This is a genomic window from Pseudomonas sp. 2822-17 (assembly GCF_002742485.1).
GTDB lineage: Bacteria > Pseudomonadota > Gammaproteobacteria > Pseudomonadales > Pseudomonadaceae > Aquipseudomonas > Aquipseudomonas cyclaminis.
Map to the genome: position 1 here is coordinate 138,724 of NZ_LJRZ01000738.1, position 24,073 is coordinate 162,796.

The 24,073-nt window shown below is 62.9% G+C and carries 23 protein-coding genes and 2 pseudogenes; 17 read left to right on the plus strand and 8 right to left on the minus strand.

Features of this window, described 5'->3' with window-relative positions; genetic code table 11:
- Position 1 precedes the first annotated feature (1 nt).
- The 5 genes from AOA60_RS24730 to AOA60_RS24750 are packed head-to-tail and all read left to right on the plus strand — an operon-like array spanning position 2 to position 4,708.
- On the plus strand, positions 2-967 hold the full coding sequence (locus AOA60_RS24730) for an amino acid ABC transporter permease (RefSeq protein ID WP_099586547.1): 966 nt from the start codon (positions 2-4) through the stop codon (positions 965-967).
- A complete protein-coding gene (locus tag AOA60_RS24735; protein ID WP_099586548.1) occupies positions 960-1,733 on the plus strand; it encodes an amino acid ABC transporter ATP-binding protein in 774 nt (257 codons plus the stop codon). Before AOA60_RS24730 ends, AOA60_RS24735 begins: the two co-directional genes overlap by 8 nt.
- Positions 1,734-1,751: 18 nt before the next feature.
- Entirely contained in the window at positions 1,752-2,675 is a 924-nt protein-coding gene (locus tag AOA60_RS24740) for an ABC transporter substrate-binding protein (RefSeq protein WP_099586549.1), read from the plus strand.
- Positions 2,676-2,687: 12 nt separating this feature from the next.
- Positions 2,688-4,271 (plus strand): FAD-dependent oxidoreductase, encoded by a 1,584-nt coding sequence (locus AOA60_RS24745; protein WP_099586550.1) that lies wholly within the window; start codon positions 2,688-2,690, stop codon positions 4,269-4,271.
- 11 nt (positions 4,272-4,282) lie between these two features.
- Positions 4,283-4,708 (plus strand): RidA family protein, encoded by a 426-nt coding sequence (locus tag AOA60_RS24750; RefSeq protein WP_099586551.1) that lies wholly within the window; start codon positions 4,283-4,285, stop codon positions 4,706-4,708.
- Positions 4,709-4,836: 128 nt separating this feature from the next.
- On the opposite strand, the gene AOA60_RS24755 is transcribed toward AOA60_RS24750, so the two are convergent.
- Both AOA60_RS24755 and AOA60_RS24760 read right to left on the minus strand, forming a co-directional pair.
- Complete coding sequence (locus tag AOA60_RS24755; RefSeq protein ID WP_256592885.1) at positions 4,837-5,322, minus strand: hypothetical protein; 486 nt, start codon at positions 5,320-5,322, stop codon at positions 4,837-4,839.
- Positions 5,319-5,750 carry a hypothetical protein gene (locus AOA60_RS24760; RefSeq protein ID WP_099586552.1) on the minus strand — a complete coding sequence of 144 codons (432 nt, stop codon included), beginning with the start codon at positions 5,748-5,750 and terminating at the stop codon, positions 5,319-5,321. Before AOA60_RS24760 ends, AOA60_RS24755 begins: the two co-directional genes overlap by 4 nt.
- A 183-nt stretch (positions 5,751-5,933) precedes the next feature.
- On the opposite strand from AOA60_RS24760, the gene AOA60_RS24765 reads away from it, so the two are divergent.
- The gene (locus AOA60_RS24765; protein WP_099586553.1) at positions 5,934-6,422 is read left to right on the plus strand and encodes a type VI secretion system tube protein Hcp; all 489 of its coding nucleotides are present in this window, start codon (positions 5,934-5,936) and stop codon (positions 6,420-6,422) included.
- A gap of 67 nt (positions 6,423-6,489) precedes the next feature.
- Here AOA60_RS24765 and AOA60_RS24770 read toward each other — a convergent pair whose 3' ends face one another.
- From AOA60_RS24770 to AOA60_RS24785, 4 genes and pseudogenes are all read right to left on the minus strand, one after another.
- Complete coding sequence (locus tag AOA60_RS24770) at positions 6,490-6,996, minus strand: hypothetical protein (RefSeq protein WP_099586554.1); 507 nt, start codon at positions 6,994-6,996, stop codon at positions 6,490-6,492.
- A complete protein-coding gene (locus AOA60_RS24775; RefSeq protein ID WP_099586555.1) occupies positions 6,993-7,907 on the minus strand; it encodes an NAD synthetase in 915 nt (304 codons plus the stop codon). The genes AOA60_RS24770 and AOA60_RS24775 overlap by 4 nt, the downstream gene beginning before the upstream one ends.
- A gap of 157 nt (positions 7,908-8,064) precedes the next feature.
- Positions 8,065-9,528 (minus strand): aldehyde dehydrogenase family protein, encoded by a 1,464-nt coding sequence (locus AOA60_RS24780; RefSeq protein WP_099586556.1) that lies wholly within the window; start codon positions 9,526-9,528, stop codon positions 8,065-8,067.
- A 188-nt stretch (positions 9,529-9,716) separates the two neighbouring features.
- Positions 9,717-9,875, minus strand: a pseudogene (locus tag AOA60_RS24785) (sarcosine oxidase subunit beta); the annotation flags it as partial.
- Between AOA60_RS24785 and AOA60_RS24790 the strand changes: the two are divergent.
- Positions 9,867-10,100, plus strand: a pseudogene (locus AOA60_RS24790) (LysR substrate-binding domain-containing protein); the annotation flags it as partial. The pseudogenes AOA60_RS24785 and AOA60_RS24790 sit on opposite strands and share 9 nt — an antisense overlap.
- 8 nt (positions 10,101-10,108) lie before the next feature.
- Here the strand turns inward: AOA60_RS24790 and AOA60_RS24795 are convergent.
- Both AOA60_RS24795 and AOA60_RS24800 read right to left on the minus strand, forming a co-directional pair.
- On the minus strand, positions 10,109-10,822 hold the full coding sequence (locus tag AOA60_RS24795) for a cupin domain-containing protein (protein WP_099586557.1): 714 nt from the start codon (positions 10,820-10,822) through the stop codon (positions 10,109-10,111).
- Positions 10,823-10,844: 22 nt separating this feature from the next.
- The gene (locus AOA60_RS24800; protein WP_099586558.1) at positions 10,845-11,696 is read right to left on the minus strand and encodes a GNAT family N-acetyltransferase; all 852 of its coding nucleotides are present in this window, start codon (positions 11,694-11,696) and stop codon (positions 10,845-10,847) included.
- Between the two features lie 1,003 nt (positions 11,697-12,699).
- On the opposite strand from AOA60_RS24800, the gene AOA60_RS24810 reads away from it, so the two are divergent.
- The 10 genes from AOA60_RS24810 to argE all read left to right on the plus strand — a co-directional run bounded on the left by AOA60_RS24810 (position 12,700) and on the right by argE (position 24,051).
- Positions 12,700-13,368, plus strand: coding sequence for a haloacid dehalogenase type II (locus AOA60_RS24810; protein ID WP_099586560.1), 669 nt, complete (start codon positions 12,700-12,702; stop codon positions 13,366-13,368).
- A gap of 19 nt (positions 13,369-13,387) precedes the next feature.
- On the plus strand, positions 13,388-14,662 hold the full coding sequence (locus AOA60_RS24815) for an FAD-binding oxidoreductase (RefSeq protein WP_099586561.1): 1,275 nt from the start codon (positions 13,388-13,390) through the stop codon (positions 14,660-14,662).
- A gap of 95 nt (positions 14,663-14,757) precedes the next feature.
- Positions 14,758-16,395, plus strand: coding sequence for an ABC transporter substrate-binding protein (locus AOA60_RS24820; RefSeq protein ID WP_099586562.1), 1,638 nt, complete (start codon positions 14,758-14,760; stop codon positions 16,393-16,395).
- A gap of 13 nt (positions 16,396-16,408) precedes the next feature.
- On the plus strand, positions 16,409-17,365 hold the full coding sequence (locus tag AOA60_RS24825) for an ABC transporter permease (protein WP_099586563.1): 957 nt from the start codon (positions 16,409-16,411) through the stop codon (positions 17,363-17,365).
- Entirely contained in the window at positions 17,362-18,237 is an 876-nt protein-coding gene (locus AOA60_RS24830) for an ABC transporter permease (protein ID WP_099586564.1), read from the plus strand. The genes AOA60_RS24825 and AOA60_RS24830 overlap by 4 nt, the downstream gene beginning before the upstream one ends.
- Before the next feature lies 1 nt (position 18,238).
- Positions 18,239-20,080 carry an ABC transporter ATP-binding protein gene (locus tag AOA60_RS24835; protein WP_099586565.1) on the plus strand — a complete coding sequence of 614 codons (1,842 nt, stop codon included), beginning with the start codon at positions 18,239-18,241 and terminating at the stop codon, positions 20,078-20,080.
- A complete protein-coding gene (locus AOA60_RS24840) occupies positions 20,077-20,385 on the plus strand; it encodes a (2Fe-2S)-binding protein (protein ID WP_099586566.1) in 309 nt (102 codons plus the stop codon). Before AOA60_RS24835 ends, AOA60_RS24840 begins: the two co-directional genes overlap by 4 nt.
- A complete protein-coding gene (locus AOA60_RS24845; protein WP_099586567.1) occupies positions 20,367-21,746 on the plus strand; it encodes an NAD(P)/FAD-dependent oxidoreductase in 1,380 nt (459 codons plus the stop codon). Before AOA60_RS24840 ends, AOA60_RS24845 begins: the two co-directional genes overlap by 19 nt.
- Positions 21,743-22,897: an FAD-binding oxidoreductase gene (locus AOA60_RS24850; RefSeq protein WP_099586568.1), complete on the plus strand. Its 1,155-nt coding sequence runs from the start codon at positions 21,743-21,745 to the stop codon at positions 22,895-22,897. The genes AOA60_RS24845 and AOA60_RS24850 overlap by 4 nt, the downstream gene beginning before the upstream one ends.
- Positions 22,894-24,051 carry an acetylornithine deacetylase gene (argE, locus tag AOA60_RS24855; RefSeq protein WP_099586569.1) on the plus strand — a complete coding sequence of 386 codons (1,158 nt, stop codon included), beginning with the start codon at positions 22,894-22,896 and terminating at the stop codon, positions 24,049-24,051. The genes AOA60_RS24850 and argE overlap by 4 nt, the downstream gene beginning before the upstream one ends.
- Positions 24,052-24,073 lie beyond the last annotated feature (22 nt).

Consider the following 24,073-nt stretch of genomic DNA (forward strand, 5'->3'; position numbering starts at 1 on the left):
CATGCCTATCGTCGCCAAACCCTATGACCTGATTGACCCACCCCGCGTGGTTCGCCAGGCCCGTGTCGCCACACCGATCAAAGCCCTGCACGTGGTGCCCGCCCGCCATCCGTGGCGTTGGGCCGGGTCGATCTTTGCTGCGCTGGTGCTGCTCGCCATTGCGCATTCCCTGGCCACCAACCCGCGTTGGGAGTGGGGCGTGTTCGGCCAGTGGTTCTTCTCGCCGTCGGTGCTGCGCGGGCTGGGGCAGACGTTGTTGCTGACGCTGCTGAGCACGGTGTTCAGCGTGATCCTCGGCACGGCGCTGGCCCTGGCGCGGCTGTCGGGCTCGCCGCTGCTGGCGGCACTGGCCTGGGGCTACATCTGGTTTTTCCGTTCGATGCCGGCGTTGCTGGTGCTGATCATCCTGTACAACTTTGCCTACCTGTATGACCACATCGTGCTCGGCGTGCCGTTCACGGGCGTGGTGTTTGCCGAGTGGTCGACGGTGGACGTGCTCAGCCAGTTCACCACGGCGGTCCTCGGTTTGAGCCTGATGCAGGCAGCCTACGCGGCGGAGATCATTCGCGGCGGCCTGATCGGTGTCGACGCCGGCCAGCATGAAGCGGCGGCAGCCTTGGGCTTGCCCGCATCACGACGCATCTTCCGGATCATCCTGCCCCAGGCGCTGCGTTCGATCCTGCCGTCGGGGTTCAACGAAATCATCGGCCTGGTCAAGGGCACGTCCATCGTCTACGTGCTGGCCTTGCCGGAGCTGTTCTACACCGTGCAGGTCATCTACAACCGCACCCAGGCGGTGATCCCGCTGCTGATCGTGGCTACCGTGTGGTACCTGATCATCACCACCGTGCTCACCAGCGCCCAGTATTACGTCGAGCGGCATTTCGCACGGGGCACGGCACGGGTGCTGCCGCCCACGCCGTTGCAGCGCCTGCGCGGCTGGCTCAAGGAGAAATCCCATGAGTGAAGCGCGCGCAGGACGTATCCAGATCCAGGGCGTGGGCAAGCGCTTTGGCAGCCAGCAGGTGCTCAAGGGCATCGACCTGACCATCGACCCGGGCAAGGTCACGGTGATTCTCGGGCCGTCCGGCTCGGGCAAGTCCACCTTGCTGCGCACCATCAACCACCTGGAGAAAATCGACAGCGGCCACATCACCATCGACGGTGAATACGTCGGCTATCGGCGCAAGGGCGACCTGCTGTACGAACTCAAGGAACGCGAGATTCTCAAGCGTCGCATCGACGTGGGTTTTGTGTTCCAGAACTTCAACCTGTTCCCGCACCTCACCGCCTGGGAAAACGTTGCCGAAGCGCCTTTGGCCCACAAACGCTGGAGCAAGGCCGAGGCGCCGGCCAAGGCGGTTGAGCTATTGGCCAAGGTCGGTCTGGCGGACAAGGCCGATGCCTATCCGCGCCAGCTCTCCGGCGGCCAGCAACAGCGCGTCGCCATCGCCCGCGCCCTGGCGCTGGACCCGAAGGTGCTGCTGTTCGACGAGCCCACGTCGGCCCTCGACCCCGAGCTGGTGGGTGAAGTCCTCGACGTGATCAAGGGCCTGACCCAACTGGGCGTGACCCTGGTGATCGTCACCCACGAGATCGGCTTTGCCCGCGAAGTGGCCGACCACGTGGTGTTTCTCTGCGACGGCCAATTGATCGAAGAGGGCCCGCCCGAACAGATCTTCCGCCAACCCCGACATCCCCGCACCCAGGCCTTTCTCGGCAAGGTGCTTTAGTTCAAGGAGTGACTGCCCATGTTTATCACCACTGCTCGCGTGGCCTTATTGGCGCTTGCCGTCAGTACCGCGCAAAGCGCGTTTGCCGTGCAACAGGTCGACCTCAGTCCCGACCGCGTGCGCATCCATGTGCCACGCAACGAGGCGGCTATCGCGCAGATCCCGCCGGGCTTCAAGTTCGCCCAGCCGGGCAAGTTCACCGTGGCCGTGTCCGGCGTGGCCGGGCCGCCCCTGGCGCTGCTGGCCAGCGATGACAAGACCACCATCGGCAGCGAAGCCGACACCGCGCAACTGGTGGCTGACAGCCTCGGCCTGCAACTCAACGTGGTGCAGACCAGTTGGGAGGATTGGCCCCTGGGCGTCAGCTCGGGCAAGTACGACGCGGTGATCAGTAACGTCACCGTGACCGAGGCGCGCAAGAAGCGTTTCGACTTCGCCACTTATCGCCAGGATGTGCTGGGGTTTTACGTAAAGGCCACCAGCAAGATCACCGAGATCAAACAGGCCGAGGACATCGCCGGGCTGAAGATCATCGTCGGCTCCGGCACCAATCAGGAAAAAGTCCTGCTGGCCTGGAACGAAGCAAACGAAAAGGCCGGCCTCAAGCCCGCGCTGTTGCAGTACTTCGACGACCAGGCTGCCGCGCAATTGGCGGTGCAGTCCGGACGCAGCGACGCGCTGTTCGGGCCTAACTCGGTCTACGCCTATTCGGCGGCAATCACCGGTGGCATCAAGCGTGTCGGCACGGTCAACGGTGGCTGGCCGTTGCAGGCCGATATTGCCGTGACCACGCGCAAGGACAACGGCCTGGTCAAACCGATCCACACCGCCCTGGAAGGCGCGATTGCCGGCGGCCAATACGAGCAGGTGCTGCAACGCTGGGGCCTGGACGTGGAGCGCGTCGACAAGTCGCTGATCAACCCACCGGGCCTGCCGGATTAAGGAGCAATCGACATGGGACTGACACGACGTGAAGCGCTGTCGAGCATTGCGGCGGTAGGCGGCGAAACAGCCGTCAAGGATGCACTGGCGGTATTGGGATTGGGGCCGTCATCGCACCGCCGTCCGCAACCGTTGAAGTTGAAGGAAGGCCTGGGGCAGGGCACCCGTGTGCTGGTGCTGGGCGCCGGGATCGCCGGGCTGGTCAGTGCCCTGGAGCTGAGCCGCGCCGGGTTTGACGTGCAGGTACTGGAGGCCCGCGAGCGGGTCGGCGGGCGCACCTGGACCCTGCGCCATGGCGACCGCGTGGACTACAAGAATGGTCGTACGCAAACGGCGGCGTTCGACCAGGGGCATTACTTCAACGCAGGTCCTGCACGAATCCCCAGCCAGCACCGTACGATCCTCGACTATTGCAGCGAACTGGGCGTACCCCTGGAAGTGCTGATCAACAGCAGCCATGGCGCGCAAGTGCGGCCCGATGTGCAACAGCCGGCGTTCAGCGTCGGCCAGGCGATCAACGATGCGCGCGGGCACTTGTCCGGTTTGCTGGCCAAAGCGGTGCAGCGTGATGCCCTCGATGATGTGCTGAGTGCTGAGGAGCGCACGCGGTTGCTGGCGTTTTTGCAGGTGTATGGCGACTTGTCCCAGGAATTGGCCTTCGAGGGCACGATCCGTTCAGGGCACCTTGAGTCTCCCGCACACCCGGGCGCTTTGCCCGCCAGTCGCAGCCCGTTGTCGCTGGATCAACTGCTGCACCCGGAGCTGTGGGGCGCGTTGCTGCACACCGAGTTTCCGGAGTTTTCGGCGACCATGTTCCAACCGGTCGGCGGCATGGACCGCATCACCGACGCCTTCTACCAGCGCGTGCGTGACCATGTGCAGCCAGGTGCCGTGGTCCGCCAGATCCGTCAATTGGAAGACGGCGTAGCGGTGACCTATCACGACCGGCACAGCGGCCGCGAACAGGTGGTGCGTGCCGATTATCTGATCTCGACCCTGCCGTTGCCGCTGCTGGCCAAACTCGACACTGACTTCAGCGACCCGATCAAAGCCGCGCTGCGCAGCACCCGCAGCGACCAGGCGACCAAGGTCGCGTGGCAATCCCCGCGCTTCTGGGAAACCGACTACCGCACCTACGGCGGCCTGTCGTGGATCGAGCATCCGGCGCGCCTGCTGTGGTACCCGAGTAACGACCTCAACACCCGCGAGGGCCTGCTGGTGGCGGGCTACGTGACGGGCGAGGGTGCCGATGTATTTGGTGCCAAACCCTTCGCCGAGCAGTACGCCGCGTCCAGGGAAGCCGTGGAGCTGCTGCACCCCGGCTACTCCAAACACCTGCGCCACCCACTGGCGGTGACCTGGGAACAGATCCCCTTCAGCGAGGGCCCATGGCTGCAACGCGAACACTTCCCGGCCGACGCCAGCAGCCTGCTCGAAGCCGGCCACGGCCGCGTGTATTTCGCCGGTGATGGCCTGGTGCAAAGCGGGGTGGGCATCTGGCAGGAATCGGCGGCCAACTCGGCGCGGCATGTGATCGCGCAACTGGCCGAACGCGTTACCCAACAACGACAGGTCGCGGCACTCGCCGCCTCTTAAGGAGACACACCATGAGCGACAGCATTCAACGCACCAGCGTCGGCGATTTCCCGATCTCGCAGACCGTCACCGTACCGGCGTCCGCCAGCCTGATTTTCGTCAGCGGGACCTTGCCGGACCTGGCTGATCCAACGGTTCCAGGGGGGGGTGGCAACACCGAAGCGCAGACGGTTTCGGTGTTCAACAAGCTGCGCCAGATCCTGCGCCAGCAAGACCTGGACCTGGGCGACATCGTGCAGTTGCGGGTGTTTCTGGTCGGCGCCGAAGAGACCGACGGCAAGCTGGATTTCGCCGGGTTGCAGCGCGGGTATACGCAGTTCTTCGGTACGCCGGAGCAGCCGAACAAACCGGCGCGCACGGCGTTGCAAGTCGTCGCGTTGCCCTTGCCTGGTGCGCTGGTGGAAGTCGAAGCCATCGCGGCCCGTACAGCCGATTAAAAACTGTGGGACATGGATATCTACACAAACATCAAAGGCTGAATCATCACTCTGTGGTGAGCGGGCACCTGGGGCTGCCGGTGCCGGTGAAGCGGCATACGGCGGCACGAAGTGTGGCGGCTTGAGGATTACCACCATTTCCAGCGGCCCTGTTGTTTCAGAGTCGCGATAACGCCCTTGCGTTTATGCCTGATTTCCAACATCTCTCGGCGCATTTGTCGCTGGCGTTTGCTGTTCAGGCATAGAAGCCCGATCAACGGACTTAGTAAGGCAAGGGTAAAAAGGAGGTGATCGGGGCTGTATAGAATTGTTGGCATTACGAGCAGCAAGTCGATGATGAACACACCAACCTGAAGCCACACCCATCGTGGATAACCGTGAAGGACCAAGCTCTGCGCGACGCCGAATAGCACACACGCAATCCCGCCTGTGATGAAGAACGCATCACGGGTCAGTTCATCGGATGCGTGGGCGAAGTAGGTGAGATTCATCAGCGTGGCGGTGCTGGCAATCGAAACGCACAAGGCTATTAAACCGCCAAACAACGCCAGTCTGTGACGAGCCCAAAGAGGACGAGGATCTATAAGGTAAAGGGGCTCCTGGCGGTTCTTCATTCGCTGAACTCTTCGTAGATACCGATGGCCAGCGTCTTGGTGTTTCCGGACATACCGCTGCTGGCGAGGCCCAGTGCTGCTGCAATGGAATCATTGCGATGGGTCGCGATGATTGGTTTTATCTGTGTTGCTGGAATGCGTTTTGGCGCGTTACGTGCGGCTTGCTTGAGCTTGAACTCCATCGGCCCCACATACCTCGGCGCTTCCCGCAGCACCAGCTTGATCGGCTGCACCCGGCAAATCGCCTGGAACTCACGCAATACCACCACGTTGAAATCCCCATCGATATACACCACCCCCGCACCGATCAACGCCGGGTCGGCGTCTATGGCGAAGAACAATCGCCGCAGGTCGAGGCTGTTTTCAATGTGTTGGCGTGTGGTGCGGTGGGCTGAGGGGAATCCATCCTTGAACAGGGCGACGGTCATTCCTTAACTCCTTTTTTGGGAGCTTAGAGAGTAAAGACGCCGCAACTGAGATGAATGTCGGAAGCTTCGCCATTTGCAGTCGGGCGCTTCCTGAAGCGGTTTTGACGTCTTGTAAGCCCGCTCCCGATTGAGGAAAAGTGCGCCCCACGTCACTTGCGACGTACCACAGGACAAGGAGCCAACATGGCAGTCGATATGTTTTTGAAACTGGGCGATATCAAGGGCGAATCGCGGGACCAAGCTCATCGTGACGAGATCGACATCACCAACTGGGGCTGGGGTTTGTCGCAAACCGGCTCGATGCATTCCGGTACGGGAGGCGGCTCGGGCAAGGCCGACTTTGCCAACCTGAACCTGACCAAACCCCTGGATAAATCCAGCCCCAACCTGATGATGGCCTGCGCCACCGGCAAGCATTATCCCGAAGCCAAGCTGGTGGTGCGCAAGGCCGGTGGAGCCAGCCCGGTGGAGTACCTGGTGATCACCTTGAAGGAAGTCATGGTGGTGTCCTACAGCACCCGTGCTGAAACCGCCGATGATGTGTTGTACGAAAGCATCGCGTTGAACTTCGCCACCGTCGACGTCAGCTATCAGCCGCAGAAGGCGGACGGCACCAAGGACGGCGGGGCTGTGAAGTTTGGCTGGAATATTCGGCAGAACGTCAAAGCTTGAGTAGGTGAGCCTCAGGGAGAGCGCTGTTGTTGTCGACAGCGCTGTTTCAATGGGTGCGGTAGAAAGATCACCACCATTTCCAGCGACCCTGTTGTTTCATAGTTGCGATGATGGTTTGGCGTTTGTGGCGCAGTTCGAGAGATTTGTGTCGTAGTTCGCGGCAGCGTTTGCTGTTGAGAATGAGCAGGCCGACAAGTGGGCAGAGCAGGGCCAGTGCGTACAGATAGGTGTTGGGGCGCCACAATATGGCGGGTAGGGATATCAGCAGGCAAAGTAGGTAGATCGCAACGTTTATCCAGACCCAGTGGATACGGCCGTAGAGCACTTCGTATTTGGCCAGGGCGAATACTGCGCCCAAGCTCGCGGCGCCGAAAAAGCATGTTTTGGCGACAAACTCTACGGGGTGATTAGGCAAATACGTAAGCATCACCAGGATCGTCGTCAACGCGATCGAGAAACACCCTGCCAATGCATCACCTCCAATCACGGGCATGAACCGTTTGAGGAGTTGCCAAGGATCCTCAATAAAGAGTGATGAGTAATATTGACCTTTTATCTTGCGTTGTTGGCTCACAGGTTAACTTCCTCGTAGATGCCCAACGCCAGAGTTCTTACGTTCCCAGAGACTGTGCTGCTGGTAAAACCGAGCAAGGCCGCAGCTATGTCCATTTTGTGTGCGGCAGTTGCACGCTGCATTTGAATAGCGCTGATACGTTTGGCCACATTGCCGGAGGTTTTTTCCAGCTTGAGTAACTTGGTCGTTAGTCTTGGATCTCGGATTTTAAGCAGCTCATTGTTCAATTTTGCCCGCTCTTGCCGTGTCAGGCCTCTAAGCACTTGCCTAGCTGTTTTTCCGGTTGCTTTTGTGGTCGTTGTGACGACTTTCACGGTGACTAATGCCGAGCTGGCAACGCCCATCAAAGCAATACCGTCCAACACCGCTGTTGCGGCCTCATACCACGTCTCGTTATCCAAGTAGTCATTAACCTCCGCAAAGGCTAACTCTGATGCTGTCCGTAGAGCGCCACCGATGCATTGAACTGTACTTGCAACGGCAGCAGCTTTACCGATAAACGAAATTATCGAGCTAGCACCAGCTGTAAAAGGCATCAGCGCAGCCCCACTCGCGATGACCATCCAACTCAACACTACTCCGGTGCACGCAATTGCCGTATTGATAGCTTCCGCCGCCAACCTCGACTCCCGAGGCTCATGCTCCAACATTCGCTTGAACTCCACCGGCCCCACATACCTCGGCGCTTCCCGCAGCACCAGCTTGATGGGCTGCACCCTGCAAATCGCCTGGAACTCACGCAATACCACCACGTTGAAATCCCCATCGATATACACCACCCCCGCGCCGATCAACGCCGGGTCGGCGTCTATGGCGAAGAACAATCGCCGCAGGTCGAGGCTGCTTTCAATGTGTTGGCGTGTGGTGCGGTGGGCTGACGGGAATCCATCCTTGAACAGGGCGAGGGTCATTCCTTAACTCCGGAGTGTGCGGGAGTCGAGAGGGTAATGATGTCGTGGAGAAAATTAATGTCGGACGTTTCGCCTTTTCGAGACGGCCACTTCTCGAACCGGTCTGACGGCTTGCCGCCAGGTAAAGGGAGCGCCGTTGCGACGCTCCCTCGGTGGTTTACTCACCAAACCCGACAATGGCCTTGGTTTCCAGGTATTCCTCAAACCCATGGACGCCGTATTCCCGACCATTGCCCGAGCGCTTGTAGCCACCAAACGGCGCCATCGGGTTCCACGCGGGGTAGTTCAGGTGCACTTGCCCGGCGCGAATGCGCGATGCCACGGCACGTGCCTGTGTCAGGTCCTGGGCCTGGACGTGAGCGCCCAGTCCGTAGACCGTGTCGTTGGCGATGGCGACGGCTTCATCCAGCGTTTCATAGGCGATGATGCACAGCACCGGGCCGAATATTTCTTCCTGGGCGATGCGCATGGCGCTGTCCACTTCGGAGAAAACCGTCGGCCGGGTGTAGAAACCCTTGTCGAACCCCGCCACCCGTCCAGGCCCGCCGCACACCAGTTTGGCGCCCTCGTCGAGGCCGGCGTGGATCAGGGTCTGGACGCGATTGAATTGGGCTTCGTTGGCAATCGGGCCCAGTTGCGTATCTTGCGAATTCGGGTCGCCCACGATCAGTGCATTGGCGGTGGCCGCCGCCAGGGCTTCGACTTCGGCCAGGCGGTTTCTTGGCACGATCATGCGCGTCGGCGCGCTGCACGATTGGCCGACGTTGCGAAACGCCGACATCACCCCCAGCGGCACGGCCTTGGCGAAGTCGGCGTCGGGTAGCAGCACGTTCGGGGACTTGCCGCCCAGCTCCTGGGTGACGCGCTTGACCGTAGGCGCCGCCGCCTGGGCCACCAGCGCGCCAGCGCGGTTGGAACCGGTGATTGAAATCATGTCGATATCCGCATGGGCCGCCATGGCAGCGCCCACCTCGGCACCGCTGCCGTTGACCAGGTTGAACACGCCCGGCGGCAGGCCCGCGTCATGCACCAATTGCGCAAACAGCAGGGCGCTGAGGGGCGACAGTTCGCTGGGTTTCAACACCACGGTGCAGCCGGCGGCGAGGGCGGGGGCGACTTTTGCGGTGATCTGATACAGCGGCCAGTTCCACGGTGTGATCAGGCCGCACACGCCGATGGGTTCGCGCTCGATGGCGGTGCCGCCTTCCACCGTCTGGAAGCGATAGCTGGACAGCAGGTCACGGGCGACCCGCACGTGCTCGGCCGCCAGCGGCACTTGCATCGCCCGGGCAAAACCAATGGCAGCGCCCATTTCCAGGGACAGCGCCTGGGCCAGTTGCTCTTGGCGCTCAAGGATCAGCGCGTGGATGTTCCCCAGCACCTGCGCTCTTGTTTCAGGCAGGGTCGTGGACCAACCGGCAAACGCAGCCCGTGCAGCGGCGACGGCGCGGTCGACATCCTCGGCCGACCCGCGCGCGACGTGGCCAACCACTTCCTCGGTGGCCGGGTTGACCACCGGCAGGCTGGCCGTAATGGCAGGGGGAACCCAGCGCCCGTCGATGTAAAACTGCCGGGACGTGTGCGGGTCAATGCTGTAGCTGTTCGAAGGGTGTGTGGTCATCCAACTGGCTCCCTGGAGCGGTAATAGGCACTGCGAACAGCACGGCCCTGTGTCTGGATAAGCTAACAAAAGGCACCTGCCCTAAGATGCCGTTATTCAACGCTGCAAGGGATAATCTGCTGAATCTCGCGGGCTGGCTGTGCGACCTGACCGATTGCTTGCGTGACCCGTGCAAATTGGCTGATGTCGCCGCTGGGCTCCAGCGGCACCGGCTCGCCGAAGCGTTCGGATAAGCGGGCGGCCCAGGCGCCGGCGGTAATCAACAGTTGCTCTGCGACAAACAATTGCCCGTCGGCGACTTCGGTTTTTTCCTCGATTCGCGCCCCGAGGCGCTGGGCTTGTTGAGCAACGATGGCAGCGTCGCCCGGCGTTGGGCCGAGCAGGGCTTGGGGTTGGTGCTGCGTTCGCAGTGGGACGTCAGTGATGCCGTGGCCAGCGGCAGCCTGGTGCGCGTGTTGGCGGACTGGAGCTTTGACAGCGCACCGATCCTTCTACTGGTGCCGTCGCGCAAGCTTCGCAGCCCGCGCGTACAGGCATTGATGGCGTTTCTTGAGGACGCGCTGAAGGCCTGATCCGGGCCTTATTGGACGGCGTAGACCTTGCGCACATACACCGTGCTGGTCCAGGCGCACGGCGCGCCCTTGGCCACGAATACGGTATCGCCGGTATTGACCGTGACTTCGCCACCTTCGCTGTCCTGCAGAGTGACGCTGCCTTCAAGCAGGTGCATCAATTCATGCAGTTTGTGCGGGCGGCCATGGCGGGCGTAGGGGGTCGAGTCCCAGATACCGATGCGCAACTCGGTCACGGCATCGTCGAACAGATTGAGGGCACGGCACTGTGGGGTAGGGCCGATCAGGATCTGCGGTTCCGGTGCCGCAGAAGGGTTGAGCAGGGTGTACCGGTCGAGCAGGGTCAGGCCCGGACACGCGGGGGCATCGGCCCGGTCGACCGCGCAGAACGCCCAGAGGCTGCCGGCGCTCGCCTGCACGGTCAAGCGTGTGCCACGGCCGATCACCGCGCTGGTGCCGACGTCCAGTTCCAGTGTCTGGTCAGCGCTGCTGAGCACCACATGCCCGGCGTGCACCACCAGGGTTTCGCTGTGGGGGAAGTCTTCAATCACGGCTTCGCCGCTAAATGGCACCAGGCCTGCGGACACGCCGTCGTCGCCTCGCCAGGCGAGCTGGCGGAGGTCGCCGAACGGGTCCGGCGCGCTCAGGGCACCCGTGTTGAAGGACGTGGCAACGCGGCTGCCGTCGGCGCGCGCCAACAGCAGGATCTGGGGAGATGACATCAGGAGTGCTCCGGTAGAAAAGTCAGCCGATGGCCTGGGTGATCAGGGCAAAGGGGTATACGCCCTGGCTGGCCTGGGGCGGCGTGCCTTTGGCCATCTGCGCGACGGTGTCGATGTTCTTCAGACCGGCCTGTTCGAGCCAGTCGCTGAGACCGCAGACGACGGGAATGTCGATGCGTACAAAGGCGTCCGGTACCTGGGCGAGCAGGGTGGCGATCAGGTGCTTGGCCTGATCGATGGTTTCGGCGACCACCGGGCCGATGCAGCGACCGCGCCCAAACGGTCGCAGCAGGGCGAAGCCGCGCAACTGACCGTCGCGCTCGATACCCACGGCGTGTTCTACCTGCAGGTCGCGCAGCACGTCACGCCGGTCCATCCCGCTGGCGGCCTTGGCGAGCGCGAGCAGGGCGGTGTGGTCATCAGCATTCAGTGCACGACAGCTTTCGCCCTCGGCCAGGGTTGGCCGCTCGGGCACTTGTACCTGACCCTGGTGTTGTTGCACGTGACCGAACTCGACAAAGCCTTGGCTGGCATACAGCGGCGCACCCGCGAGGGTCGCATTGAGCACCGGTGTGCGTGCCCCGCAAGCGGCAATGGCCTGTTCCATCAACCGGCGACCGATGCCCTGGCCCTGGTAGTCATTGCTGACGATCACCAGGCCAATGGTGGCGTAATCGCCCTGGGGGCAGGTGAACGCGCTGCCAATCAACCGCTCGCCGTCGATTACCACGAAGCCATCGCTGACCCGTTGCAACATCGCCCAGTCTTCCAGGCGGTGGGGCCATTTGAGTTGCACCGACAGGGCGTGGGCGGCTGGCAGGTCGGCCACGGTCATCGGGCGGTAGACATAAGCGGGGTGTGGCAGGGCGGACATGGCGAGCCTCCATAGAGCAGTGTGTGTGCGGTGTCAGGTTGCTTGTATCCCACCTGGGTTGGAGGCTGGCAAGGGGGCTGGAGATATTCGGTAGATTCCTTGGGCGGGGAGGGGGTTGGGCCACAGGTCGTACTTAATTCTTGTGGGGCGGCGGTAGTAAATGCCATGGGGTTCCGGTCATCGTGGTTGACGGGGCGATTCGAGATCAAAAGCAAGAGCGCGGCAGCTTTAGAGCCGACCGGGTTTTTAAGTCGAACTCGGTCCAAATGTGGGAGGGGGCTTGCCCCCGATAGCAGTGGTTCAGTTACAGATGCATCAACTGACACTCCCTCATCGGGGCATAGGTATCTACACAACTGCTTGCTCTTACGCTGTTGCTGTTGCTGTTGCTCTGGCTTTTGATCTTGATCTCGGGCACACCGAGCCTAAGCGAGGTGCCGAGTGTTGGGGCGAAGGCCTTTTGGTTACTTTTGTGCCTTTACAAAAGTGACACGCCGTAAGGGCGTAACCCTAAGTAGCCGTTACCGCAGAAACGGATATGTACTCGGTCAGATCCAACATCCTGGTCGGCTGTCAGGCCGCCATCGGGGGCAAGCCCCCTCCCACATTTTGATCTCCATACATCAGGCAGATAGTTCATAGCCTGCTTTGATCTGCGCTTTTGATTGTGATCTTGATCTCAGGCGCCCGTTAAACACGCTGGCCGCACGCAGGCTTGAATTCGTGGACCACACTTTCTGCCGCCCCCAACCCCCATCCCAAAGCCCCGCACCCCGCAAAGCCCCCTAAAAGCGCACAAACACAGGCCCCGCCCAAGCCTGGCACACACCGCAAACTCTGCTGAGCCCAACCCCCAAAACGGTGGTTTGTATTGAGCACAGCCTGTTTTAGACGGCATATGCTGATTTCACAGTGGTGTAATGAACCTGTGCTGCAACGAGGCCGACGCGCCGCCAGGGCAGTGAACCCTTGTCACACTCAACGAACTTCAGGACCGCACTCCATGAGCTTTCTTCGTCCCAAATTCATTACGTTCGACTGCTACGGCACGCTGACCAACTTCCATATGGGCACCATGACCCGCGAGCTGTTCGCCGACCGCATCAAACCCGAGCAGATGGACCAATTCGTCAAGGACTTCTCCGCCTACCGCCTCGACCAGGTCATGGGCGACTGGCGCCCCTATGACGAAATCCTCAAGACCGCCCTGGCCCGTACCTGCAAGCGCTGGGGCATCGACTACCGCGAAGAAGGCCAGCTGTATTACGACGCCGTACCCACCTGGGGCCCTCACGCCGATGTGCCGGCCGGTCTGTCGAAGATTGCCGACAAGATCCCCCTGGTGATTTTCTCCAATGCCAGCGACAGTCAGATCATGTCCAACGTCGACAAGCTCGGCGCGCCGTTTCACAAGGTGTTCACCGCCGAACAGGCCCAGGCCTACAAGCCACGCCTGGCGGCTTTCGAGTTCATGCTCGATAACCTCAACTGCGGTCCGGAAGACATCTTGCATGTGTCTTCGAGCTTCCGTTATGACCTGATGCCGGCCCATGACATGAAGATCAAGAACAAAGCGTTTGTTGCCCGGGGCCATGAAGTGCCGGGCAACGCGTTCTACGGCTATCAGCAGATCACCGATATCGGTGGGCTGCCGGCGCTGGTCGGCCTGTAACGCACACAAGGGGCAAGACATGGGCAGCGAATCCTATTGGCTCGACACCGCACCGGCGTTTACCGGCGCCCAGTTGGGTGACTTACCCAAGCAGGTCGATGTGGCTGTGGTCGGCGGCGGTTTCACCGGCCTTGCGGCAGCGCGGGCGTTGGCGCTCAAGGGCGCCAGCGTGGTGGTGCTGGACGCCGGACGGGTGATCGGCGAGGCCTCGGGGCGCAACGGTGGGCAGTGCAACACCGGCGTGGCCCAGGATTATGCCGGGCTGCACGCCAGCCTCGGTGCGGCCAAGGCGCGAGCCTATTACCAGGCCTACGAAAGTGCGGTGCAGAGCGTGGTATCGCTGGTCGAGCAGGAAGGAATCGCCTGCGACCTGGTGCGCAACGGCAAGCTCAAGCTGGCGGCCAAGCCTATGCATTACGAAGGCCTGGCCCGCACCTGTGAGCTGATCCGCCGCGAGGTGGATGCCGAGGTCGAACTGCTCAATGCCGAACAGACCCGTGCTGAAGTCAGGTCGATGCAGTTCCATGGCGGCTTGCTGCAACGCAACGGCGTGCAGATGCATGTCGGTCGCTTCGGTGTCGGCTTGGCCGAAGCGGCGGCGCGGCGTGGGGCGATGATCCACGAGCACACCGAAGTCAGGGACTGGAAAGCCCAGGCCGGCGGTTATCAGGTCAACACCGCCAAGGGCTCGCTGCACGCCGGGCAAGTCCTGCTGGCGACCGGCGCCTGCCAGCACGGCGACCTGGGTTGGTACCGCCGGCGCATCGTGCCGGTAGGCAGTTTTGTCATCGCTACCGAAGTCTTGCCCCAGACGCTCATCGACCAGTTGCTGCCGCAACACCGGGCGTATGTGACCAGCCGCATGATCGGCAACTACTTTCGCCTGACCCCGGACAACCGCCTGCTGTTTGGCGGGCGTGCGCGGTTTGCGATGTCCGACAGCGTCTCCGACGCCAAGAGCGGCAAGGTGCTGCAAGCGGCGATGTTGAACATGTTCCCGCAGTTGGCGCACGTGAAGATCGACTACTGCTGGGGTGGCCTGGTGGACATGACGTCCGACCGCCTGCCCCGTGCCGGCCAGCATGGCGGCGTGTTCCATTCCATGGGCTACAGCGGCCATGGCGTGCAGATGTCGGTGCACATGGGCCAGGTGATGGCCGAGGTCATGGCCGGCAATGCCGCCGCCAACCCGTGGCGCGAACTGGAATGGCCGGCGATTCCCGGGCATTTCGGCAAGCCCTGGTTTTTGCCCTTTGTGGGCGCCTACTACCGCTTCCAGGACTATTTGCACTGAGTTGCCGTTGTTGCGTCACCGTCGTTTGCGTTTCCAGGACGCTCCGGACATCCGTGAGCACTCGATTCTTCCGATTATCGACAGGTAGCCTTGCTATGACTGACAACAAAAACACCCCCGACCTCATTTCCGGCCAGGACAGCCTGCGGATTTTCGAAGGTCTCAATCGTGGCATGTCGCGCCGCAACGCCCTGCAGATGCTCGGCGTGGCCGGTGTGGCCGCCGCCGGGGCGGGTAGCCTGTTCGGTGCCGCCGGCAAGCTGTTTGCCGATGAAGCCGCGGTGGACGGCAAGGGCAAGCCGGGCGGCAAGATCCGCGTGGCGGGTATGTCCAGTTCCACCGCCGACACCCTCGACCCGGCCAAGGGCGCGCTGTCCACCGACTACGTGCGCCATTTCATGTTCTACAACGGCCTGACCCGCTTCGATAAACACCTGGTGCCGCAACTGGAGCTGGCCGAGCGCATCGACAATGTCGACGCCACCCAGTGGACCATCACCCTGCGCAAGGACGTGACCTTCCACAACGGCAAGCCACTCACCGCCGCCGACGTGGTGTTCTCCCTGAGCCGCCAGAAAGACCCGATCACCGGTTCCAAAGTCATGGCCCTGCTGGAGCAGTTCACCGAGATCAAGGCCAGCGGGCCCAACGAAGTGCAGATCCGCCTCAGTGCACCCAACGCCGAGTTGCCGTCGATCCTCGCCGTGTCGCACCTGCTGATCGTTCCCGAAGGCACCACCGACTTCAACAAAGGCATCGGCACCGGGCCGTTCACGGTCGGCGAGTTCAAGCCGGGCGTGCGTTCGATTGCGGTGCGCAACAAGAACTACTGGAAACCGGGTCTGCCGTACCTCGACGAGATCGAATTCATCGCCATCGGCGACGAGCCGTCGCGGGTCAACGCGCTGCTGTCCGGCGACGTGCACATGATCAACGAGGTCAACCCGCGCTCCACCACGCGCATCAAGGCCAGTGCCAAACACCGCGTCGTCGATGCGCCGTCGGGCAACTACACTGACTTGATCATCCGCCAGGACCAGATGCCCGGCAAAAGCCCGGAATTCACCCAGGCCATGAAACTGCTGCTGGACCGTGAACAGGTCAAGTCCGCAGTGTTCCGTGGCTTTGCGGTGGTGGGTAATGACCAGCCGATTGCGCCGGGTTCGCGTTACTTCAACACCGACCTGCCGCAGACGGTCTACGACCCGGAAAAGGCCAAGTTCCTGCTGAAAAAAGCCGGTATGGAAAGCATCACCATGCCGCTGATGGCGTCGCCCGCCGCGACCGGTTCGGTGGACATCGCCGTGTTGTTGCAGCAATCGGCGAAACAGGCCGGGCTCAAGCTCGACGTGAACCGCCTGCCCAGCGATGGCTACTGGTCCAACCACTGGATGAAGCACCCGTTGAGCTTCGGCAACATCAACCCACGGCCCAACGCCGACGTGATGTTCTCGCAGTTCTTCCAGTCCAAGGCGCCGTGGAACGAGTCCGGCTGGCAGAACGATCAGTTCGACCAATTGCTGATGCTGGCACGCGGCGAAACCGACGACGCCAAGCGCGCCAGGATGTACGCCGACATGCAGACCCTGGTGCATGACCACGCGGGTATCGGCATCCCGGTGTTCATCAGCAACATCGATGGCGTGGACCAGCGTATCAAGGGCTACGACAGCAATCCGCTGGGCGGCTTCATGGGCTACATGTTCGCCGAGCAGGTGTGGTTGGACGCTTGAGGAGGGCGGTGCGATGAACAGCAATACACTGTGGTTGATCGGCCGGCGCCTGGGCGCCGGGGTCGTGACCTTGTTGATCGTGTCCATGGTCGTGTTCGCGATCACGGCGGTACTGCCAGGGGACGCGGCGCAACAAGCCCTGGGCCAGTTCGCCACCCCGGAACAGGTGGCGGCGCTGCGCCTGCAACTGGGGTTGGACCAGCCCGGTGTGTTGCGTTACCTGCACTGGTTGATGAGCCTGCTCACCGGCGACATGGGCGTGTCGGTATCCAACGCCATGCCGGTGGGTGAACTGATGGCGGGCCGGGTGCCCAACACCTTGATGCTGGCGGGCGCCACGGCGCTGGTCTCGGTGCCGGTGGCACTGATACTCGGCATCGGTTCGGCGATGGGCCGGGGCGGGCGCATCGACAGTTGCCTGAGCTTCGTCACCCTGGCGATGGTCGCGGTGCCTGAATTTCTGGTGGCAACCCTGGCGGTCCTGATTTTCGCGGTCAACCTCGGTTGGCTGTCGGCACTCTCGTATGCCAGTGACATCAGCTCACCGCTGCAATTCATGCGCACCTATGCCTTGCCGGTGATGACGCTGTGCTGCGTGATCATCGCGCAAATGGCGCGCATGACCCGCGCTGCGGTGATCGACCAACTCGACAGCCCCTACGTGGAAATGGCCCGCCTCAAAGGCGTCAGTCCGATACGTATCGTGCTGCGCCATGCCTTGCCCAATGCCATCGGGCCGATTGCCAATGCCATCGCCCTGAGCCTGTCTTACCTGTTGGGCGGTGTGGTGATCGTCGAAACCATCTTTAACTACCCCGGCATCGCCAGCTTGATGGTCGATGCTGTAACCAACCGCGACATGGCGCTGGTGCAGGCGTGCACCATGTTGTTTTGCGCGGCCTACCTGGGCCTGGTGCTGCTCGCCGACCTGTGCGCGATCCTGTCCAATCCGAGGCTGAGAAACCAATGAATCCGCTCATTGCGAAGTCCAAGCCCCTTTCCTCTGCCCTGGCGCTCGCCAAGGTCTCCAGTGGCCCGTCGTGGCTGGGGCTGGTGGGCGGCATGGTGTGCGTCACCTGGCTGCTGGTGGCACTGCTGGGTCCGTGGCTTGCCCCCCATCCGGTGGGTGAGGTGGTGTCCGATAACATCTTTGAAGGCTTCAGCCTGGCGCACCCGTTCGGCACCGATTACCTGGGCCGCGACATGCTCAGCCGGGTGATGGTGGGCGCGCGGTTCACCGTCGGGCTGGCACTGGTGGCGGCATTGCTGGCCAGCACCTTGGGCACCGGATGTGCGCTGTTGTCAGTGGTCTCGCCCAAGTGGCTGGACGAAATCATCAGCCGCATCATGGACGCCTTTATCTCGATCCCCAGCAAAATGCTGGCGCTGATCATGGTCTCGGCCTTTGGTTCATCGGTAACGCTGCTGATCTGTACGGCCGTGATCAGTTATATCCCCGGCTCGTTCCGCGTCGCCCGCAGCATGGCGGTCAACATCGAGGCCCTGGAGTATGTGCAGGTCGCGCGTACCCGTGGCGAGAGCCGGTTGTATGTGGCGTGCATGGAGATCCTGCCGAATATGCTCAACCCGGTATTGACTGACCTGGGCCTGCGTTTCGGCTACATCGTGCTGTTGCTCAGCGGCATGAGTTTCCTCGGCCTGGGCGTGCAACCGCCCGATGCCGACCTCGGCTCCCTGGTGCGGGAAAACATCGGCGGCCTCAGCCAGGGCGCGCTGGCCATCATCATTCCGGCGCTGGCCATCGGCACGCTGACCATCGGCGTGAATCTGCTGATCGACTATCTGTCGTCCCGACATAGTCGACGCTCGGGAGGCCATTGAAATGACCGAATTGATTCGCGTCGAAGACCTGCGCGTGGTCGCCTGTGGCGAGCGCGGCGAGGTGGAAATCGTCAAGGGCGTGAGCTTTGCCCTGCAAAAAGGTGAAGTGCTGGCGCTGATTGGCGAGTCTGGCTCGGGCAAGACCACCATCGCCCTGGCGTTGCTGGGGTATGCGCGGCGTGGCTGCCGGTTGTCCGGCGGAGTGGTGCAGGTCGGTGAACACGACATGCTCGCCCTCAGCGAAAAACAGCTGCAAGGCCTGCGCGGCAATCGCGTGTCCTATATCGCGCAAAGCGCGGCAGCGGCCTTTAACCCAGCGAAAAAGCTCATCGACCAAGTGGTGGAGGGCGCCCTGATCCACGGCCTCGGCACCCGCGCCGACTTGCAGGCCAAGGCCATCGGCCTGTTCCACGACCTTGCGCTGCCGGATCCCGAACACATCGGCCAGCGCTACCCGCACCAGGTCTCCGGCGGGCAACTGCAACGGGTGATGGCCGCGATGGCGCTGATCAGCGACCCGCTGCTGGTGGTGCTCGACGAGCCGACCACGGCGCTGGACGTGACCACCCAGATCGACGTGCTGCGCGCCTTCAAGCGCGTGGTGCGCGAGCGCGGCGCCACGGCGGTGTATGTGTCCCACGACCTGGCGGTGGTGGCGCAGATGGCCGACCAGATCGTGGTGCTCAACGGCGGCCAGATCCTCGAACAGAGCGCCACCGCGCCGCTGCTCCAGGCCCCGGCACACGCCTACACCCGCAGCCTGCTGGCGGCGGCGCGGCCCGACACGACGATTCGTCCGCCTTGCGGGGTGGCTGAAGACGCGCCTTTGCTGACCATCAGCGGCCTCACCGCTGGCTACGGCAACAAGAACCTGCACGGCATGCCGGCGATCCGCGTGCTCGAAGACATCGACCTCACCGTGCGCCGTGGCCAGGCTATCGGTGTGATCGGCGAGTCGGGCTCGGGCAAGTCGACCCTGGCGCGGGTGGTCGCCGGGCTGTTGACCCCGGCCCTCGGCGGTCTGACCTTTGACGGACAACCCCTGGGCGCCAGCCTGTCCGCACGCACCCCGGAGCAATTTCGGCGGATCCAGATGGTGTTCCAGAACGCCGACACCGCGCTCAACCCGATGCACAGTGTGGCAACCATCCTCAGCCGACCGCTGAAGATGTACTTCGGCCTCAAAGGCGCCGCGTTGCAGGCGCGCATCGGCGAACTGCTCGACCTGGTGCGCCTGCCGCGGGACCTGGCCGAGCGGCGCCCCAACGAACTGTCCGGCGGGCAAAAACAGCGGGTCAACCTGGCCCGGGCGCTGGCGGCCAAACCGGATCTGATCCTGTGCGATGAAGTCACCTCGGCCCTCGACACCGTGGTCGGCGCGGCGATCCTCGAACTGCTGCGCGACCTGCGCCAGCAACTGGGCGTGTCCTACCTGTTTATCAGCCACGACATCTCCACCGTGCGGGCGCTGTGCGACGACATTGTGGTGATGTACAGCGGCCACAAAGTGCAGGCCGGCAGCCGCCAGTCGTTTGCCGAGGCACCGTTCCATCCCTACACCGACCTGTTGATCCACTCGGTGCCCGAGTTGCGCCAGGGTTGGCTGGAAAACTGTGGCACGACGTGCAGCGAGCTGCCGCCGATCGGCGCGCGGGCCAACGTGCCGGAACTGTGTACCTTCCTCAACCGCTGCCCGGTGCGGATCGACGGCCTGTGCAACCGCACCGCGCCGAACCGTCGCCACCTGGACAACGGCAGTGAAATCCTCTGCCACCACGACAGCGCCCACTTGCTGAACACCCAGCAGGGCGTCACGACCATGACCTTGGGAGCTTATGCATGAACGGGCGTTTTGTGAGGCTGGCCGAACAGGGCCGGCCGACGGTCAGCCTGACCGTGGATGGTGCACCCATCGAAGCGTTGCAGGGCGATACCCTAATGGTCGCGCTGCTGACCCGGGGCACGGCCTTGCGCCAGTCCGAATTCGACAGCGGCCGCCGCGCCGGCTTCTGCCTGATGGGCGCGTGCCAGGACTGCTGGGTGTGGACCCGCTCGGGCGAACGCCTGCGTGCCTGTTCCAACGAAGTCCGTGACGGGCTGGACATTGTCACCACACAACCGGAGGCGACATGGCCACTGCACGGGTAGTCATTGTGGGTGCCGGACCTGCCGGCGTGCGTTGCGCCGAAACCCTGCTGGCCGCCGGTATCCGCCCGATTGTCATTGATGAAAACCGCCGCGACGGCGGGCAGATCTACCGTCGCCAGCCCCAGGGCTTCACCCGCGACTACGCCACCTTGTACGGCAGCGAAGCGGCCAAGGCGCAGGACCTGCACCAGAGTTTCGACCGCCTGCGCGACGCCATCGACTACCGCCCCGACACCCTGGTGTGGAACCTCACGCCGGGGCAATTGTGCTGCGTCAGCCAGGGCCGCCACAGCACCGTGGACTACGACGCGCTGATCCTCTGCACCGGCGCCACCGACCGCTTGATGCCCATCGATGGCTGGCAACTGGCGGGCACCTACAGCCTCGGCGGCGCGCAGATCGCGCTGAAAAACCAGGCCGTGTCCATCGGTCACCGCGTGGTGTTCATGGGCAGCGGGCCGCTGCTGTATCTGGTGGCCAGCCAGTATGTGAAAGCCGGTGCCACGGTGGCGGCGGTGCTGGATACCGCGCCGATAAGCCTGCGGATCAAGGCCTTGCCCAAGCTGCTGGCGCGGCCGGGATTGCTGTTCACCGGGATCAAATTGTTGGCGCAACTGTATCGGGCCAAGGTCGCGGTGCACGTGGGAATCAAGCCGCTGCAGGTGCTGGGCGATGCCGCCAATGGCGTGATGGGCGTGCGCTTCAGCACCGGCAACGGGCGGACCGAAACCGTGCAGGCCGATGCCGTGGCGCTGGGGTATCACCTGCGCCCGGAAACCCAGTTGGGCGACCTGGCCGGCTGCGCCATGGCTTTTGATCAGGCGTCGAGCCAGTGGTGGCTGGCCACCGACGCCGCCGGGCGCACCTCGGTGAAAGGCGTGTATGCGGCCGGCGACGGCTCGAAAATCCGTGGCGCCGACGCCGCCGAGCACGCCGGACGCCTGGTGGCGTTGGCGCTGTTGGAGGATTTACAGCAACCGGTGGATAAGGTGCTGCGTGAGCAACAACAGCTGGCCCTGGCGGTGATGGACCAATTCCGTCTCGGCCTGGCCCAGGCGTTCCCGTGGCCCAGCGAACAGGCCAAGGCACTGCCGGACAGCGCCATTGTGTGCCGCTGCGAAATGATCAGCGCCGGAGAGTTGCGGCGTACCGTGAACGAAAAGGGCGCCTGCGAAGTCAACCGTGCCAAGGCCTTTAGCCGGGTCGGCATGGGCCGCTGCCAGGGCCGTTATTGTTCCCAGGCGGGCGCCGAAGTGATCGCGGCAGCGGCAGGCGTGCAGGTGCAGGACGTCGGCCGCCAGCGCGGCCAGGCGCCGGTCAAACCGCTGTCGATGCTGATCACCGAGGAGGTATCGCTATGAGTGTGCAAAAAGCCGATGTGGTGATTGTCGGCGGCGGCCTGATGGGCTCGGCGACCGCGTTTTTCCTGCGCCGTCGCGGGCAGTCGGTGATCCTGCTGGAGCGCGACCAGATCGGCCAGTACGCCAGCGGCGTCAACTTCGGCAACGTGCGCCGCCAAGGGCGTTTCCTCGGGCAACTGGCCTTGGCCAACCGCTCCTGGGCGTTGTGGAAACGCCTGCCGGAACTGATCGACGATGACCTGGAATTCATCCCCAGCGGGCATATGCGCGTGTGTTATCGCGAAGACGAAATCGCCGAGCTGCAAGCCTATGCCGCCGCGCCGGAAGCTGAACAGCTGGACCTGAAGATCTATCGCGGCGCCGAGTTGCGTCAGCGCTTCGGTTTCCTGGGCCCGGACGTGAAGGGCGGCTCCTACGCGCCCCACGACGGCCATGCCAACCCGCGCCTGGCGGCACCAGCCTTTGCCCGCGCTGCCATTCGCCTGGGCGCCCGGATTGAAGAGCGCACCGAAGTCGCCGAGGTACAAAAACTCGGCGCAGATTTCCATATCTCCACCACCGACGGCCGCCAGTTCCAGGCCGCGCAACTGCTGATCACGGCTGGCGCCTGGGGCCAGAAACTCTCGGCACAGTTCGGCGAACCGGTGCCCCTGGACACCCACGGCCCGCAGATGGCGGTGACCGAACCGGTGCCCTACGCCTTGCCCACAGTGATCGGCGTGTACACCAAGATCCCCGAGGAAGTGATCTACTTCCGCCAGATTCCACGCGGCAATATCGTCATCGGCGGTGGTTATCGCAGTAAACCGGACATGCAAAACCGCCGCGCCTATGTGGAGCCGCGCAGTATCCTCAACCAGATCAGCCAGATGCGCCGCTTGCTGCCGGGCGTTGGCAACCTGAATATCATCCGCGTGTGGAGCGGCATCGAAGGCTACCTGCCGGACTCGCTGCCGGTGATGGGCCCCAGCGGCACCGTCGACGGGCTGTTCTATGCTTTTGGTTTTTGCGGCCATGGCTTCCAGCTCGGCCCCGGCGTCGGTGATGTGATGGCCGAACTGCTCGCCACCGGCAGTACCAGCACGCCGATTGCGCCGTTTTCCATCAGCCGTTTTGCCTTACCTGCCGAACAACGGAGCCAGGCCTCATGAAACCCCGCGTACTGGACATCCTGAAAACACTCATGGCCTTCGACACGGTGTCGTCCGAGTCGAACATGGCCCTCATCGAGTATGTGCGCGACCTGCTGCTGACCAAAGGCATCGAGTCGCTGATCGTCAAGGACGAGAGCGGCAAGAAGGCCAACCTGTTTGCCAGCACCGGGCCCAAGAACCAGCCTGGCGTGTTGCTCTCCGGGCACACCGACGTGGTGCCGGCGGCGGGGCAGGCGTGGACCTTTCCCGCGTTCGCCGCCACCGTGCAGGACGGGCGCATCTACGGGCGCGGCAGTTGTGACATGAAGGGTTTTATCGCGCTGGCCATCGACACCATGCTCGATGCTGCCGAGCATCCCTTGAACCGCCCGCTGCAACTGGCCTTGTCCCATGACGAGGAGATCGGCTGCGTTGGCGTGCGGCGCTTGCTCGATGTGCTGCATCTGGCGCCGGTGCGACCGTTTCTGTGTGTGATCGGCGAGCCGACCAATATGCAGTTCGTGCTCGGGCACAAGGGCAAGGGTTCCTACCGCACCTACTGCCGTGGCCTGGAGGCGCATTCGTCGCTGGCGCCGCGTTCGGTCAATGCCATCCATGTGGCCTGCGACTTTATCGCCGCCCTGCGCGACAGCCAGCAGCAACTGCAACGCCATGGCGCCCAGGATACCGACTACGACGTGCCCTACAGCACCGTGCACGTGGGACAGATCGTCGGCGGTAAAGCGCTGAATATCGTGCCTAACCTGTGCACCCTGGATTTCGAAGTGCGCAACTTGCCCGCCGATGACCTGGATCAGTTTCTGGAGCAGATGCGCGAGCGCGCCGAAGTCATCGTGCGGGAGGCGCAGAAGCTGTCCAGCGTGGCGGCCATCGAGATTGAAACCGTCAACGTCTACCCAGGCCTGGATACCCATCCGAGTGTCGAGGCGGTGCGTTTTCTCAAGCAATTCGCCGCGCCGGACACCGGCACGTCCAAGGTCTCGTTCGGCACCGAGGGTGGCCTGTTCAAGCAGCGCCTGGACGTGCCGGTGGTGGTCTGCGGGCCGGGCTCCATCGAGCAGGCGCACAAGCCCGATGAGTTTATCGAAATCAGCCAGATGGACGCCGGCGAGCGCTTTTTGCAAGGTTTGCTCGGCTCGTTGAAGGCCTAGCAGAGCCTGCCGTCCTGGGCGT

Excerpts from the sequence above, each read along its gene's own strand:
- AOA60_RS24825 (WP_099586563.1), top strand. The coding sequence starts at position 16,409 with ATGAACAGCAATACACTGTGGTTGATCGGCCGGCGCCTGGGCGCCGGG.
- argE (WP_099586569.1), top strand. The coding sequence starts at position 22,894 with ATGAAACCCCGCGTACTGGACATCCTGAAAACACTCATGGCCTTCGAC.
- AOA60_RS24755 (WP_256592885.1), bottom strand. The coding sequence starts at position 5,322 with ATGAAGAACCGCCAGGAGCCCCTTTACCTTATAGATCCTCGTCCTCTT.
- AOA60_RS24830 (WP_099586564.1), top strand. The coding sequence starts at position 17,362 with ATGAATCCGCTCATTGCGAAGTCCAAGCCCCTTTCCTCTGCCCTGGCG.
- AOA60_RS24735 (WP_099586548.1), top strand. The coding sequence starts at position 960 with ATGAGTGAAGCGCGCGCAGGACGTATCCAGATCCAGGGCGTGGGCAAG.
- AOA60_RS24835 (WP_099586565.1), top strand. The coding sequence starts at position 18,239 with ATGACCGAATTGATTCGCGTCGAAGACCTGCGCGTGGTCGCCTGTGGC.
- AOA60_RS24745 (WP_099586550.1), top strand. The coding sequence starts at position 2,688 with ATGGGACTGACACGACGTGAAGCGCTGTCGAGCATTGCGGCGGTAGGC.
- AOA60_RS24845 (WP_099586567.1), top strand. The coding sequence starts at position 20,367 with ATGGCCACTGCACGGGTAGTCATTGTGGGTGCCGGACCTGCCGGCGTG.
- AOA60_RS24815 (WP_099586561.1), top strand. The coding sequence starts at position 13,388 with ATGGGCAGCGAATCCTATTGGCTCGACACCGCACCGGCGTTTACCGGC.
- AOA60_RS24760 (WP_099586552.1), bottom strand. The coding sequence starts at position 5,750 with ATGACCGTCGCCCTGTTCAAGGATGGATTCCCCTCAGCCCACCGCACC.
- AOA60_RS24800 (WP_099586558.1), bottom strand. The coding sequence starts at position 11,696 with ATGTCCGCCCTGCCACACCCCGCTTATGTCTACCGCCCGATGACCGTG.
- AOA60_RS24780 (WP_099586556.1), bottom strand. The coding sequence starts at position 9,528 with ATGACCACACACCCTTCGAACAGCTACAGCATTGACCCGCACACGTCC.
- AOA60_RS24750 (WP_099586551.1), top strand. The coding sequence starts at position 4,283 with ATGAGCGACAGCATTCAACGCACCAGCGTCGGCGATTTCCCGATCTCG.
- AOA60_RS24775 (WP_099586555.1), bottom strand. The coding sequence starts at position 7,907 with ATGACCCTCGCCCTGTTCAAGGATGGATTCCCGTCAGCCCACCGCACC.
- AOA60_RS24740 (WP_099586549.1), top strand. The coding sequence starts at position 1,752 with ATGTTTATCACCACTGCTCGCGTGGCCTTATTGGCGCTTGCCGTCAGT.
- AOA60_RS24850 (WP_099586568.1), top strand. The coding sequence starts at position 21,743 with ATGAGTGTGCAAAAAGCCGATGTGGTGATTGTCGGCGGCGGCCTGATG.
- AOA60_RS24795 (WP_099586557.1), bottom strand. The coding sequence starts at position 10,822 with ATGTCATCTCCCCAGATCCTGCTGTTGGCGCGCGCCGACGGCAGCCGC.
- AOA60_RS24810 (WP_099586560.1), top strand. The coding sequence starts at position 12,700 with ATGAGCTTTCTTCGTCCCAAATTCATTACGTTCGACTGCTACGGCACG.
- AOA60_RS24730 (WP_099586547.1), top strand. The coding sequence starts at position 2 with ATGCCTATCGTCGCCAAACCCTATGACCTGATTGACCCACCCCGCGTG.
- AOA60_RS24765 (WP_099586553.1), top strand. The coding sequence starts at position 5,934 with ATGGCAGTCGATATGTTTTTGAAACTGGGCGATATCAAGGGCGAATCG.
- AOA60_RS24840 (WP_099586566.1), top strand. The coding sequence starts at position 20,077 with ATGAACGGGCGTTTTGTGAGGCTGGCCGAACAGGGCCGGCCGACGGTC.
- AOA60_RS24820 (WP_099586562.1), top strand. The coding sequence starts at position 14,758 with ATGACTGACAACAAAAACACCCCCGACCTCATTTCCGGCCAGGACAGC.